Raw genomic sequence first — 529 nt, 5'->3', positions numbered from 1 at the left:
GTATTCAAATGCGTAGAGCCCGACCTCCGCGAGGACGACGGCCAGACTCCATCCCAGAGTGAACCAGCGCGCGTTGTGGCTGCGCAGCTCGACCTGCCGGATCAGAATGGCCACATCGGTGTGCAATTTTGCCAAGCGCGCCGTCGCCTGAGCCACGGTGATTTCTATGTCTTTGAGCGCTCGGTTCGAAGGCATGGTGCTGCTCATGAAATGAATTCACGAGCATATGGATTGAACCTTTCACCATTCTTGCGTCCGGCCGCTGTCGAGAAAGCAAGGGCTCGTTCGTCGTGTCCATGTCATGCCAATAATTGGCGACAGAACATCGACACATCAAGAAGGATCTGCTTATGTACAGCCATGCCGACAGCCACAAGCGCTGGTGGGCACTCACCATACTCTGCCTGGGCGTCCTGATGATCGTGCTGGACACGACCATCGTGAACGTCGCCTTGCCTTCCATCCAATCGGATCTGCATTTTTCCGCCACGGACCTGGTCTGGGTGGTCAATGCCTACATGCTGACCTT

Annotated in this window: 1 protein-coding gene; it reads right to left on the bottom strand. The window is 56.0% G+C overall.

Annotated features, from left to right (window positions below; genetic code table 11):
• Positions 1-207, bottom strand: a 207-nt coding sequence (locus tag HUO12_RS14280; RefSeq protein WP_176274488.1) for a hypothetical protein, incomplete at its 3' end; no start/stop codon positions are given.
• Positions 208-529: the final 322 nt, after the last annotated feature.

The organism is Altererythrobacter lutimaris, assembly GCF_013371495.1.
GTDB classification, from domain to species: domain Bacteria; phylum Pseudomonadota; class Alphaproteobacteria; order Sphingomonadales; family Sphingomonadaceae; genus Erythrobacter; species Erythrobacter lutimaris_A.
The sequence above is the reverse complement of the archived record's forward strand: the minus strand, read 5'-3'. Positions and strand labels throughout refer to the sequence as shown.